General features: G+C 55.9%; 7 protein-coding genes, 1 tRNA gene and 3 rRNA genes. All 11 read right to left on the reverse strand.

Annotated elements, in window-relative coordinates:
- A complete protein-coding gene (locus tag PD282_RS24605; protein WP_274654103.1) occupies positions 1-1,080 on the reverse strand; it encodes a protein-arginine kinase McsB in 1,080 nt (359 codons plus the stop codon).
- Positions 1,081-1,101: 21 nt separating this feature from the next.
- Positions 1,102-1,623: a protein-arginine kinase activator protein McsA gene (locus tag PD282_RS24610; RefSeq protein ID WP_274654105.1), complete on the reverse strand. Its 522-nt coding sequence runs from the start codon at positions 1,621-1,623 to the stop codon at positions 1,102-1,104.
- Positions 1,624-1,668: 45 nt separating this feature from the next.
- Positions 1,669-2,130 (reverse strand): CtsR family transcriptional regulator, encoded by a 462-nt coding sequence (locus PD282_RS24615; protein WP_274654107.1) that lies wholly within the window; start codon positions 2,128-2,130, stop codon positions 1,669-1,671.
- 491 nt (positions 2,131-2,621) lie between these two features.
- A 5S ribosomal RNA gene (gene rrf, locus PD282_RS24620) occupies positions 2,622-2,738 on the reverse strand.
- Between the two features lie 141 nt (positions 2,739-2,879).
- Positions 2,880-5,808: ribosomal RNA gene (locus PD282_RS24625) — 23S ribosomal RNA — on the reverse strand.
- A gap of 137 nt (positions 5,809-5,945) precedes the next feature.
- A tRNA-Ala gene (locus PD282_RS24630) sits at positions 5,946-6,021 on the reverse strand.
- Between the two features lie 85 nt (positions 6,022-6,106).
- Positions 6,107-7,658 (reverse strand): 16S ribosomal RNA (locus tag PD282_RS24635).
- The 16S, 23S and 5S rRNA genes sit together here with 1 tRNA gene alongside, the layout of an rRNA operon.
- Positions 7,659-8,001: 343 nt before the next feature.
- The gene (ligA, locus tag PD282_RS24640; RefSeq protein WP_420832376.1) at positions 8,002-9,993 is read right to left on the reverse strand and encodes an NAD-dependent DNA ligase LigA; all 1,992 of its coding nucleotides are present in this window, start codon (positions 9,991-9,993) and stop codon (positions 8,002-8,004) included.
- An 88-nt stretch (positions 9,994-10,081) separates the two neighbouring features.
- Positions 10,082-12,424, reverse strand: a complete 2,343-nt coding sequence (gene pcrA / locus PD282_RS24645; RefSeq protein WP_274654109.1) for a DNA helicase PcrA — start codon at positions 12,422-12,424, stop codon at positions 10,082-10,084.
- 625 nt (positions 12,425-13,049) lie between these two features.
- Complete coding sequence (gene pcrB, locus PD282_RS24650; protein WP_274654111.1) at positions 13,050-13,748, reverse strand: heptaprenylglyceryl phosphate synthase; 699 nt, start codon at positions 13,746-13,748, stop codon at positions 13,050-13,052.
- 33 nt (positions 13,749-13,781) lie between these two features.
- Positions 13,782-14,147 carry an STAS domain-containing protein gene (locus PD282_RS24655; RefSeq protein ID WP_274654113.1) on the reverse strand — a complete coding sequence of 122 codons (366 nt, stop codon included), beginning with the start codon at positions 14,145-14,147 and terminating at the stop codon, positions 13,782-13,784.
- Positions 14,148-14,170 lie beyond the last annotated feature (23 nt).

Raw genomic sequence — 14,170 nt, forward strand, 5'->3', positions numbered from 1 at the left:
TCAAGCACCCCCATGATCAGGTTTTCGATGAAGCTGCCTGCGGATCAGTTCCGCGCGCCGGACATCCCGCTGTTCGGGACTCATTTTCTCTTCAAATAGCTGCTGAAGAAAACCCGGCTGAGTCATCACCATCATTTCATTCATCACTTGCGGCGAGGCATCCTCGATCAAGCCGAGATCAATGCCGAGCCGCACGTCGGACAGACGCTGGGCGGATTCTTTCGAATCCACAATAAAGGCATTGGATAAAATCCCGTAGGACCGGAAGATCCGGTCCTCGAGGCGAAGCCGCGACTCTTCCAGCATACGCTGTCTTGCCGCTCGCTCGTGCTCAATAATTTGCTTCGCCACGCTGAACAGGTTCTCAATAATTTCGCCTTCCGACTGCCCCAGTGTTATTTGATTCGATACTTGGAACAGATTTCCCTGCACCTCGCTGCCTTCCCCGTAAATCCCTCTGACCGCAAGGCCGACCTGCGTAATGGCCGACAAAATGCGGTTGATTTGCTGCGTCAGCACCAAACCGGGCAGATGCATCATGACCGAAGCCCGGATGCCGGTACCGACGTTTGTCGGACAGGAAGTCAAATAACCGCGGTGCTCATCGAACGCGTAATCGGTCACTTCCTCAAAAATATCGTCAATGCGGCTTGCCAGCTCCCATGCTTCATTGATTTGAAAGCCCGGGTACAAGCACTGGATCCGCAGATGATCCTCTTCATTCACCATAATGCTTACCGATTCGTTGCTGCTCAGAATAAGCGCACCGCACCGGGATTCGTTCGCCAGATTCGGACTGATCAAATGCTTCTCGACCAGCACGCGCCGTTCCAGCTCGTTCAGTTCGGACAACGGAATCGTATCGAAATGTCCAAGGCCGCTCAGCCTTCCCGATTCTGCGACCGCCGTCAGGCGCTCCATCACTTCGCGGGCCTGCTGGTTCGTAGCGAGCATCGGAAACGGGAAACCGCTCAGGTTTCGGGCGATCCGGATCCGGCTGCTGATGACGATATCGGAATCGGGACCGGTGCCTTTCATCCAATCGCTCAGCGCATGCCTTGCAAACGAACGTTTCGACAAACCAACAACACCTCTTTCCCGTCAGCCTTCCGCCGCTTTTCGTTCCAGCTCGCGAATCTGGTCACGGAGTTTCGCCGCGCTTTCGAACTCTTCGCGTACGATTTGTTCGTTCAAATCGCGCCGGAGCTGTTCGATTTGGCGTTTCAATTTAATTTTGCCTCCGGATCGCTTCGGCACCTTTCCGGTATGCACCGTATTACCGTGTACGCGTTTTAGGATAGGATCGAGCTTGTCGCCGAATTTGGCATAACATTGACTGCAGCCGAACCGCCCCATTTTGGAAAATTGGGCGTACGTGAGACCGCATGCGTCGCAGCGCAGCGTCTGCTGCTTTGCGCTGCCTGCCCCCGCGGTTCCGCCCGGTTCAAAATCGAGCAGACCCGACAGCAGGCTGTGTATGGAAAAACCGTTTGCCGTGCCCGGCAAACCTTCGCCCTTCTCCCGCGCACACGATTCGCAAATATGGAACTCCGTTTTTTCGCCGTTCACAATCTTCGTAAAATGAAGCGTGGCTGGCCTTTTTTCGCATTCCTGACAAATCATTGGAGCGTAAATCCCTCCTTTGCAAAGCCCTTGGTTTCATAGGCTTTACTTCACGAGCAGCGTCAGCAGCATCGCTCTAAGCAGCCTGGCGCGAATCTGATCCCGCAGCGGCAGCTTTACCGCAATGGCGTCGCGGCATACCGCAGCCCTCAGCAGATTGGCTTCCCTGCGTGAAATGAGCTTCGCTTCCTCGAGCTGATAAATCAATCCTTCCGCCGTACTCTGGTCCACTTCGTCTCCGACCGTCTGCGCGATGTGACCTTGGATGGCCGTCAAAGCGGGAAGATCGATGCGCTGGATACGGATATACCCTCCGCCGCCTCGTTTACTCTCCACCATGTAGCCTTTCTCCAACGTAAACCTCGTGCTGATCACGTAGTTGATTTGGGACGGTACACAGGAAAATCGATCCGCCAACTCGTTGCGCTGAAGCTCCACGGCGCCGTCAGTGCTCTCCTGCAGCATATGCTTCAAATACTGCTCGATGAGATCGGAAATGTTGCGCAATTTGCCAACCTCCCTAACTTGCCAAAACAAACCTTCGACCGTTTGCCGATCAAGCCAAGAGTGTCAAAGTTTACGTGCGATTGACTTTGACTTTCTTTGACTTTAATTTTATTATACGCATTTTTATTAAAAGGTCAAGGGATCGGATGAGCAGGGTCTTATCACTATATTGGTCGGCATGAGCGGATTTATACATTACCACTCATTAACACCAGTGCCGGAGATTATAAACGGGAAGCCTGCTGGATTCGGAATTTCTTCTTCGGAGAGATTCCTTAAACGTCACAAATGGGATCCGGTTGTGAAAGTGTTCAGACCACAACAGGGGAATGTTGGGGAATTAATAGGATGCAGCTGATGCAGCTGACGCCGCTGAAGCGGCGGTGAATCGATACGGAACCTAAGGCGAAAGGTTAACTGTCCCAAAAGTTAATTGACCTGTATTAAACAACAAAAAAACCGACTCGCATTTAGCGAATCGGTTTCGTGCTGCTTGGCGACGTCCTACTCTCCCAGGACCCTGCGGTCCAAGTACCATCGGCGCTGGAGGGCTTAACGGTCGTGTTCGGGATGGGTACGCGTGGTTCCCCTCCGCCATCGCCACCAAACGGGGTGTTGAACTCGGTTCGAGCTTGCGCCCAATCCGTCCAACTGTTTCAGGGCGTTACACCCTGAAAACTGGATACGAACATCCGATCAATTCTTTAGCTGGTCTTCCGAAGCGGCGTTCACGTGTCCGTGAACACCGATAGGATAAGCCCTCGACCGATTAGTATTCGTCAGCTGCACACGTTGCCGCGCTTCCACCTCGAACCTATCAACCTGGTCGTCTTCCAGGGGTCTTACATACTGGGAAATCTCATCTTGAGGGGGGCTTCACGCTTAGATGCTTTCAGCGCTTATCCCGTCCGTACTTGGCTACCCAGCGGTGCTCCTGGCGGAACAACTGGTACACCAGCGGTACGTCCATCCCGGTCCTCTCGTACTAAGGACAGCTCCTCTCAAATTTCCTGCGCCCGCGACAGATAGGGACCGAACTGTCTCACGACGTTCTGAACCCAGCTCGCGTACCGCTTTAATGGGCGAACAGCCCAACCCTTGGGACCTACTTCAGCCCCAGGATGCGATGAGCCGACATCGAGGTGCCAAACCTCCCCGTCGATGTGGACTCTTGGGGGAGATAAGCCTGTTATCCCCAGGGTAGCTTTTATCCGTTGAGCGATGGCCCTTCCATGCGGTACCACCGGATCACTAAGCCCGACTTTCGTCCCTGCTCGACTTGTCGGTCTCGCAGTCAAGCTCCCTTCTGCCTTTACACGCTTCGAATGATTTCCAACCATTCTGAGGGAACCTTTGGGCGCCTCCGTTACGCTTTAGGAGGCGACCGCCCCAGTCAAACTGCCCGCCTGACACGGTCCCTCTACCCGTTTCAGGGTAGCAGGTTAGAACTCCGATACGATCAGGGTGGTATCCCAACGGCGCCTCCACCGAAGCTGGCGCTCCGGCTTCTTAGGCTCCCACCTATCCTGTACAGATCGTACCAAAGTCCAATATCAAGCTGCAGTAAAGCTCCATGGGGTCTTTCCGTCTTGTCGCGGGTAACCTGCATCTTCACAGGTATTAAAATTTCACCGGATCTCTCGTTGAGACAGCGCCCAAGTCGTTACGCCATTCGTGCGGGTCAGAATTTACCTGACAAGGAATTTCGCTACCTTAGGACCGTTATAGTTACGGCCGCCGTTTACTGGGGCTTCGGTTCACAGCTTCGCCTTGCGGCTTACCGCTCCCCTTAACCTTCCAGCACCGGGCAGGCGTCAGCCCGTATACTTCGCCTTACGGCTTCGCACAGACCTGTGTTTTTGCTAAACAGTCGCTTGGGCCTTTTCACTGCGGCCCCCTCGGGCTATTCACCCTACCGAGGCACCCCTTCTCCCGAAGTTACGGGGTCATGTTGCCGAGTTCCTTAACGAGAGTTCTTCCGCGCGCCTTAGCATACTCTGCTCGCCTACCTGTGTCGGTTTGCGGTACGGGCACCTTCACCTGGCTAGAGGCTTTTCTCGGCAGCCGGAGCCCATGACCTTCGGTACTGTAATTTTCCCTCCCCATCACAGCCCAGCCTTATCGGTTGACGGATTTGCCGATCAACCAGCCTCACTGCTTGGACGGGGCATTCCATCGCCCCGCGTCACTGCCCTTCTGCGTCACCCCAATCGCTCATAACGGTTTACGGTGGTACAGGAATCTCAACCTGTTGTCCTTCGACTACGCCTTTCGGCCTCGCCTTAGGTCCCGACTTACCCTGAGCGGACGAGCCTTCCTCAGGAACCCTTAGGCTTTCGGCGGACAAGATTCTCACTTGTCTTTTCGTTACTCATACCGGCATTCTCACTTGAATACAGTCCAGCACTCCTTACGGTATACCTTCAACCCGTATTCAACGCTCCCCTACCACTGCCTAAAAGGCAATTCATAGCTTCGGTGGTGTGTTTAGCCCCGTTACATTTTCGGCGCAGAGTCACTCGACCAGTGAGCTATTACGCACTCTTTCAATGGTGGCTGCTTCTAAGCCAACATCCTGGTTGTCTGGGCAACTCCACATCCTTTCCCACTTAACACACACTTGGGGACCTTAGCTGATGATCTGGGCTGTTTCCCTCTTGACGATGGATCTTAGCACTCACCGTCTGACTCCCGGCGATAAGTCCATGGCATTCGGAGTTTGACGGGACTTGGTAACCCTTGGCGGGCCCCGCACCCCATCCGTGCTCTACCTCCATGACTCTTACGCCGAGGCTAGCCCTAAAGCTATTTCGGGGAGAACCAGCTATCTCCGGGTTCGATTGGAATTTCTCCCCTACCCCCACCTCATCCCCGAACTTTTCAACGTTCGTGGGTTCGGGCCTCCAGTGCGTGTTACCGCACCTTCACCCTGGACAGGGGTAGATCACCCGGTTTCGGGTCTACGTCCACGTACTCAAGTCGCCCTATTCAGACTCGCTTTCGCTGCGGCTTCGGCTCTTCACCTTAACCTTGCACGGGAACGTAACTCGCCGGTTCATTCTACAAAAGGCACGCCATCACCCCTAAATTGGGCTCTGACTTCTTGTAAGCGCACGGTTTCAGGTTCTGTTTCACTCCGCTTCCGCGGTGCTTTTCACCTTTCCCTCACGGTACTGCTTCGCTATCGGTCACTAGGGAGTATTTAGCCTTGGCAGATGGTCCTGCCGGATTCCGACGGGGTTTCTCGTGTCCCGCCGTACTCAGGATCCGTCTCGGAGAGCGCTGATTTTGGGTTACAGGGCTTTTACCTTCTTTGGCCGGCCTTTCCAGACCGCTTCGCCTAACCAACGCTTTTGTAACTCCATGTGAGACGTCCTACAACCCCAAGGGGCAAGCCCCTTGGTTTGGGCTAATCCGCGTTCGCTCGCCGCTACTGACGGAATCACTATTGTTTTCTCTTCCTCAGGGTACTGAGATGTTTCAGTTCCCCTGGTATGCCTCCACGCTGCCTATGGATTCAGCAACGGGTGACTGGGCATTGCCCCAGCCGGGTTTCCCCATTCGGACATCCCCGGATCGACGCCTGCTTACGGCTCCCCGAGGCATTTCGTTGTTCGCCACGTCCTTCGTCGGCTCCTAGTGCCTAGGCATCCTCCGTGCGCTCTTAGTAGCTTAACCTAGTCGTTTTCCAAAGAAAACGGGCTTCGTAAGCAATAAACTCAGCTAAAGGATGTTTCATTTGTTCGTATCCAGTTTTCAAGGTGCAATTCGCACATGATATTGTATCATCTGCGGCTTGTTGATGGCAATGCTTTTGGTGGAGCCAAGGAGGATCGAACTCCTGACCTCCTGCTTGCAAGGCAGGCGCTCTCCCAGCTGAGCTATGGCCCCAAGCAAATTCCATCAAAGCTGAACACATGGATTCGCGTTATTCGACATTTTGTCCGGTCCTGGTCGGGACCGGTATATTCCTTAGAAAGGAGGTGATCCAGCCGCACCTTCCGATACGGCTACCTTGTTACGACTTCACCCCAATCATCTACCCCACCTTCGGCGGCTGGCTCCTTGCGGTTACCCCACCGACTTCGGGTGTTGTAAACTCTCGTGGTGTGACGGGCGGTGTGTACAAGACCCGGGAACGTATTCACCGCGGCATGCTGATCCGCGATTACTAGCAATTCCGACTTCATACAGGCGAGTTGCAGCCTGCAATCCGAACTGAGACCGGCTTTTCTAGGATTCGCTCCGGATCGCTCCTTCGCTTCCCGTTGTACCGGCCATTGTAGTACGTGTGTAGCCCAGGTCATAAGGGGCATGATGATTTGACGTCATCCCCGCCTTCCTCCGGTTTGTCACCGGCAGTCATTTTAGAGGGCCCACCATTACGTGCTGGCAACTAAAATCAAGGGTTGCGCTCGTTGCGGGACTTAACCCAACATCTCACGACACGAGCTGACGACAACCATGCACCACCTGTCTCCTCTGTCCCGAAGGAAAGGCCTATCTCTAGACCGGTCAGAGGGATGTCAAGACCTGGTAAGGTTCTTCGCGTTGCTTCGAATTAAACCACATACTCCACTGCTTGTGCGGGTCCCCGTCAATTCCTTTGAGTTTCACTCTTGCGAGCGTACTCCCCAGGCGGAATGCTTAATGTGTTAACTTCGGCACCAAGGGTATCGAAACCCCTAACACCTAGCATTCATCGTTTACGGCGTGGACTACCAGGGTATCTAATCCTGTTTGCTCCCCACGCTTTCGCGCCTCAGCGTCAGTTACAGCCCAGAAAGTCGCCTTCGCCACTGGTGTTCCTCCACATCTCTACGCATTTCACCGCTACACGTGGAATTCCACTTTCCTCTTCTGCACTCAAGCCTCGCAGTTCCCAGTGCGTATCGGAGTTGAGCTCCGAGCTTAAACACTGGGCTTACGAAGCCGCCTGCGCGCGCTTTACGCCCAATAATTCCGGACAACGCTTGCCCCCTACGTATTACCGCGGCTGCTGGCACGTAGTTAGCCGGGGCTTTCTTCTCAGGTACCGTCATGATCAAAGCAGTTACTCTTCGACCCGTTCTTCCCTGGCAACAGAGCTTTACGATCCGAAAACCTTCTTCACTCACGCGGCGTTGCTCCGTCAGACTTGCGTCCATTGCGGAAGATTCCCTACTGCTGCCTCCCGTAGGAGTCTGGGCCGTGTCTCAGTCCCAGTGTGGCCGATCACCCTCTCAGGTCGGCTACGCATCGTCGCCTTGGTAGGCCCTTACCCCACCAACTAGCTAATGCGCCGCAGGCCCATCTGCAAGTGACAGCTTGCGCCGCCTTTCCCGGCTCCCCCATGCAGGAAAGCCGCGTATCCGGTATTAGCATCCGTTTCCGGATGTTATCCCGGTCTTGCAGGCAGGTTGCCTACGTGTTACTCACCCGTCCGCCGCTAGGCGGGAGGAAGCAAGCTCCCTCCTGCCCCGCTCGACTTGCATGTATTAGGCACGCCGCCAGCGTTCGTCCTGAGCCAGGATCAAACTCTCCATAAAAATGAGTTTTTCGCTTTCGACCGAAGGTCGATAGAGAAAAGCTCGATATGAAAAAGCTTGTTAGCTCATTCCATTCAAACGTTGTCGAATTAACGCGATCCATATGTTCAGTTTTCAAAGAACTTGCTGTCACCTTTTGTCGTGACAGATACCTATAATACCAGCTCTCGTTGGCTATGTCAACAGCGTTTCGAATCTTTTTTCGAAGCTGACTGTTGGTGTTTCTCAGCCCTTTCGAGCGGCAAAAAATAATATAACATTTTTCCGCAAAAGAAATCAACTTGTAAAAAATGACAAAAGCCGCCGCGTTATCCCTTCCTTCGCAGCGGCTTTTCGCTGTATATTATTCGCCCAGCATTTTTTTGAACGCGTCCTCGTCTTCGATTACCGTTATGCCAAGATCGCGCGCTTTCGTCAGCTTGCTGCCTGCATTCTCGCCCGCGATGACGAAATCCGTCTTTTTCGATACGCTGCCGCTTACCTTCGCTCCAAGCGCTTCGAGCTTTTTCGCCGCTTCGTCGCGGCTCATCGTCGCAAGCGTGCCGGTCAGCACCACCGTTTTGCCGCTGAACGCGCTGTCCGTTCGCACGGGGGGCGGCGCATCGGACTTCGCTTTCACGCCGCTGGCGATCATTCGATCGATGCTGGAGGCCGCAACCGGATCGCGGAAATACGTATAGATGCTCTCCGCCACAATGCCCCCGACATCCGGCAGGTTCACCAATTCTTCTATTGCAGCGGAACGGACCGCCTCCAAGCTGCCAAAATGGTCGGCGAGCATTTTGGTCGTCGCTTTGCCGGTATTCGGAATGCCGAGCGCGAACAGAAAGGCGGCAAGCTCGCGGTCCTTGGACTTCTCGATCGCTTCGAGCAGATTGCGCGCCTTCTTGTCGCCAAAGCGCTCCAATCCGATCAAATTGTCATAGGTCAGATCATACAGATCGGCCGGGTCGTGCACGCCGCATTCATCGAACAGCTGCTCCGCCGTCATGACGCTGAACGTTTCAATATCCATGGCGTCCCGGGAAGAAAAATGAGTGATGCGCCCGATCGTCTGCGGCTTGCAGCCGAGCTTGTTGGGACAAAACAAATGGGCTCCGCGCAGCTCCAGAGCCGTGCCGCACGACGGGCATGCGTCGGGGTATACGATCTCCGCCCCGGGCTCGTCGTCCGCTTTTCCGAGTATTTCGGGGATCACGTCGTTGGAGCGGCGAATAAAGACGCGGGTGCCGAGCGCATGCTTCAAATTTTTGCGTTCGATGTCGCCGATATTGTTCAATGTGCAGTTTTGCACGGAAACGCCCGCCAGCTCGACCGCTTCGACACGCGCAACAGGCGTGATTTTCCCGGTTCGGCCGACTTCCCAGGATACCGATTCGAGAATCGTTGTCGTCTCTTCGGCCTCGAATTTGTACGCGACCGCCCAGCGCGGGAATTTGTCGGTATAGCCGAGCACTTCGCGCGTGCGCATATCGGTCAGCTTCACAACGGCTCCGTCAATGAGATAATCCAGCTCGCCGCGCATCGCTTCGATCCGTTCCAGCTCGGCGGTCACTTCTTCAATCGTATTCCAGTACGTTGAATACGGATTGACCTTGAACCGGTTGTCCTGCAGAAAACGCTGCATGTCCTGATGCGTGGCGAACGCGACGTTTTCGGCATAACCGACATTGTAGATAAATGCGCTTAAGCGGCGCTCGGCCGTTATGCGCGGATTCTGATTGCGCAGCGCGCCGGCCGCAGCATTGCGCGCGTTCTTGAGCGGATCGACGGCGGTTTTGTTATAGGCTTCGAGCACGGATAGAAACATGATGCCTTCGCCCTGCACTTCGATCCGCCCGCCCGTAAACGGAATGGTCAGCGGAATGGATTTAATCGTTTTAACCTGGGCCAAAATACCTTCGCCGACAACGCCGCTGCCGCGGGTTGCGGCTTGAACGAGTTTTCCCCCTTCATAGGTCAAATTCAGGGTAAGACCGTCGAATTTCAGTTCGATGACGTAGGACGGTTCCGGCAACGGGACGGCGTCCGGATTTTTGGAATTGAAATCGTTGATCCCTTTCAGGACACGGGCGTTCCATGCGAGAAGCGCTTCGCGGTCCTGCGCTTTATCGAGGCTCCACAAGCGGGCCCGATGACGGTGCGGCTCGAAGCCCTTCAGAATGTCGCCTCCGACCCGCTGAGTCGGGGAATCCTCCAGCGCATAGCCGGCCTGGCGTTCCAATTCGACAAGCTTATCGTACAGGGCATCGTATTCTTTGTCGCTGATCGTCGGTTGATCCAAGGTGTAATACTGATAGTTATGATGTTCGATTTGCTCCGCAAGCTCGCGCATTTGGGCCTCAAGCTTCGGATCGCGGGCCTGCCCCGGTTCCATTGCCGTTGTCACAGCGCCATCGTTCCTCCCGATATAAAAATCAAAGCTATACTTTCGTAATCGGAGCAAAGCTTGCGAGCAGCTTCTTTACCCCGACCGGAGCCGGAAATGCGATCTGCAGCTCCTTGTCGTTGCCGGTGCCGCGCGCGGAGACGACGGTGCCGACGCCCCATTTGGCGTGCGATACCTTGTCACCCGCCGCGAAATCGCGCGCCGCCGCGTCTCCGGCGGCGCCCGCTCCGGCCGCGCGTGCGGCGTCGAGCGGCGTGCTTACGCGCACGCCGGAAGAGCCGGCGCCCGCCGCGCCGGACGCCCCGACCGCGCCGGGGCGTCCCCCCGCGCCGCGGAACCCGAACCCGCCGGTTCCCGCGGAGCCGCGGCTGCCGGCGCCGTAGCCGATGCCGCCGGCGCGCCGCCCGATTACGGTGCCGGGCGAGGCTTCCTCTTTCACCTCGTCCGGCACCTCGGTCAGGAAGCGCGACGGCAGATTCGCGCTCGCGCGGCCGAACAGCGTGCGGGTCCGCGCGCAGGATAAATACAGGCGCTCTTCGGCGCGTGTAATGCCGACGTACGCAAGCCGGCGCTCCTCCTCGAGCTCCTCGTGGTCCATCAACGCGCGGCTGTGCGGGAACACGCCCTCCTCCATCCCGATGATGAAAACGATCGGGAATTCGAGGCCTTTGGCGCTGTGCATCGTCATGAGCACGACGGCATCCTTCTCGCCGTCCTCGGCCTCGGTCCGGCCCATCGAATCGATATCGGCAATCAGCGCCAAATCGGTCAGGAACGATACGAGCGACTTGTCTTCGCTTCGCTTCTCGAAGTCCATCGTCACCGACAGGAACTCGTCGATATTCTCGAGCCGCGCTTTCGATTCCAGCGTATTCTCGCGGCTCAGCTCCTCGCGGTAGCCGGATAATTCGAGCACCTTCTCCGTCAGCTCGGTGACCGACAAATATTCGACCATCCGGGTCAAATTGCCGATCATCTCGCGAAACTCGCGCAGCGAGGTCCGGGCGCGGCCCGTCACGTCCAGCCAATCGAGCTCCTCGAGAAGCGCATGCAGCGAAACGCCGCGCTCCCCGGCGATTTCCGCCAGCCGGGCGACCGTCGTATCGCCGACGCCCCGCTTCGGCACGTTGACGATTCGCACGAAGCTGATGTCATCGTCCGGGTTGGAGACCAGCCGCAAATAGGCGAGCAGGTCTTTAATTTCCTTCCGGTCATAGAATTTGATGCCGCCGACAATTTGATACGGAATATCGGATTTAATTAAAGTTTCCTCGATCACGCGGGACTGTGCATTTGTCCGGTAAAGAATGGCATGATCGGCGTATTTTCGCCCTTTTGAAACATGCTTGCGAATTTCCGACGTCACGAAATACCCTTCGTCGTGCTCGGATTCCGCCACGTATACCCCGATCGATTCGCCCCCGCCGCGATCGGTCCACAGCTTCTTCGGCTTGCGACCGGCATTCAGATTGATCACGGCGTTCGCAGCGTTCAAAATATTCGCCGACGAACGGTAATTCTGCTCCAGCATAATCGTCTTCGATTCCGGGTAGTCCTGTTCAAAATTCAAAATGTTCGTAATATCCGCGCCCCGCCACCGGTAAATCGACTGGTCGCTGTCGCCGACGACGCAAATATTGTGATGCTTATCCGCCAGCATCCGGCAGAGCATATACTGCGCGCGGTTCGTGTCCTGATATTCGTCGACGTGGATATAACGGAACTTGTTTTGGTAAAAATGGAGCACATCCGGCTCGTCCTTGAACAGCTGGATCGTCGTCATGATGAGGTCGTCGAAGTCGAGCGAGTTGTTGCTCTTGAGCCGCTTCTGGTAGCTTGCATATACTTTGGCCACGATTTGGTCGAAGTAGCTCCCTGCCCGGTTCTCGAACCGTTCCGGCGTCAACAGCTCGTTCTTCGCTCCCCCGATCGCCGCCTGTACGCCTTTCGGCTCGAACTTTTTCGTGTCGATATTCATATCCTTCATGCAATTGCGGATCACGGAAAGCTGGTCCGCCGAATCGAGAATGGAAAAATTGGACGTAAATCCGATGCGGCCGATATCCTTGCGCAGGATGCGCACGCACATCGAGTGAAAGGTGGACACCCATATATCCTGTCCGGAGGGACCGACAAGCGACGCGACACGCTGCTGCATCTCTCGAGCCGCCTTGTTCGTAAAGGTGATCGCCAGAATGCTCCACGGAGCGACGCGGCGCTTTTCGATCAAATACGCGATCCGGTGGGTCAGCACCCGCGTTTTGCCGCTTCCCGCTCCCGCCATAATAAGCAGCGGCCCTTCCGTTGCCTGCACCGCTTCCCGCTGCGGGGGATTCAGCTTCTGCACCGCCTGGTCGATACCGTATTCATTCAGCATACCGGTAAAACTCCTTTTGTTCGCATTTGTTCGCCTATTCTCAGCATAGACAACCGCCGCGGCGGTGTCAATTGAGTTTTCGGCTGTGCCGGCTTCATTGAGCCGGTGAACTCGGGTAAGAACAGTTACAGGAGGTGTCTGCAGGTAAAAACAGGATTTACGAAGCGAATGAAAAAAGGCGAATGAAAAAAGTGTGTGTCGCGGCGAACAAGGGATTGGATCCTCCGCACTGGAAACCGGGGAGCAGGCAAAGGTGTAGCGATTGGGATTAATGCGGATGTTCCGCGTTGCAGCACGAAACGGTATTGTGGTAACCACTGGGATGGATGTCTGGATGCTTGCGTTGCAATCCGAAATGACACTCCCTTAACCACCGGGGTGGACGTCAGGATGCACGTGTGCCGGCGAACCGGAAATGACAGTGCCGTATCGATTGTTATGGAGCCGGATGACCGACATTCCCCCAATCGGAACGGCATCGCGTTTGGGATGGACGTTGAATGCTTACGTCTCAAATCGGACGTGGCATCCGTAACGATCTGGGATCCAGGGCGTGAAGGCGCCGCGTCATCCTTACGGCCGTTTCGAAAACGATTGAGCGGCGGATTGCAAAAGTTCGGACGAGTCAATCGATATTTTCTTTAACGGCCGCTACGGTTGAGAGCGCTTCGTTCAGTTTGTCGTAGACCGCGTTACCGACGATGACGGTATGGGCCCATGCCGCAGCGGCGCGCGCCTTCTCCGGACCGTCGATGCCGCCCCCGTAAAAAAGCCGCGCCCCGGTCAGCAGCTCCCGGATTCGTCCGAGCCGCTCCATGTCGCCGAATACGCCGCTGTATTCGATATAAAGGATCGGCAGACGCATCAGCCGGTCGGCCATGCGCACGATGGCTTCGATCTGCTCCGCATCCAGTTCGGTTTCGGCGCCCGTCCGCCGGGCGGCCTCCGACGCTCCGTTCAAGATCACATATCCTTCCGCGGCCGTTTGCTCCCAAGGGATAAACACGCCGTATAGGCGCAGCGCCTCAAGCTGCCGCCGGACAAGCCATTCGGCCTCGCCGTTAAGTACAAGCGGGATGAAGTAGTAATCGAAGCCCGGAACGGCCGCCTCTCCGCTGGATGCCTCAAGCGCGCACGGCACCGGGTAGCGGCGGATCCGGGACAAGAGCTCATTCGTATTGTCATAGGTCACCCCGCTCGAGCCGCCGACGATCACCGCATCGGTGCCGGACGTGCAGACCGCCTCCAGCGCTTCGTCGGACAGCTCCTTGTCGGGATCCAGCTTGAACGCGTGCCTCCAGTTTTCATATATCGCCGGTTTCATTGGTGTCGGCTCCTTCGGGCAGGTCGCGTAAATTCACGGCTCGAGCGATTCGATCCGTTCGAAGACGGCGAATTCATCCGGATAAAGCATGACGAATTCGGTCAATCCGACCATGCGAAACAATTTTTCGTAATGCGGCGTCACGCCCCAGGCGAAGGTGTGTACTCCGGCTTTTTTGCCGTTCCGGGCGAGACGGATCAGAACCGCCATCCCGCCGCTGTTGATATAGGGGACCCGGCTTAAATCCAGCGCAAGAAAACGGACGTCCTCGCCGAGACTTCCGGCGCCGCCCGGTCCTTCAAGCAGATCCGCTTCCGCCGCTTTCGTCAGATCGCCGGCCAGTTTGAGCACCATTCCGTTTTGAAAGGAACGTTTTTCGATCGTTAACGGCTGTTCCACCGCCAGTCAGCCCCTTTCCTTCT

This window comes from Paenibacillus humicola (assembly GCF_028826105.1).
GTDB lineage: Bacteria > Bacillota > Bacilli > Paenibacillales > Paenibacillaceae > Paenibacillus_Z > Paenibacillus_Z humicola.

Bases quoted from the DNA above. Each gene is read 5' to 3' on its own strand.
- PD282_RS24610 (WP_274654105.1), bottom strand. From the start codon at position 1,623: ATGATTTGTCAGGAATGCGAAAAAAGGCCAGCCACGCTTCATTTTACG.
- ligA (WP_420832376.1), bottom strand. From the start codon at position 9,993: ATGCGCGAGCTTGCGGAGCAAATCGAACATCATAACTATCAGTATTAC.
- pcrA (WP_274654109.1), bottom strand. From the start codon at position 12,424: ATGCTGAATGAATACGGTATCGACCAGGCGGTGCAGAAGCTGAATCCC.
- pcrB (WP_274654111.1), bottom strand. From the start codon at position 13,748: ATGAAACCGGCGATATATGAAAACTGGAGGCACGCGTTCAAGCTGGAT.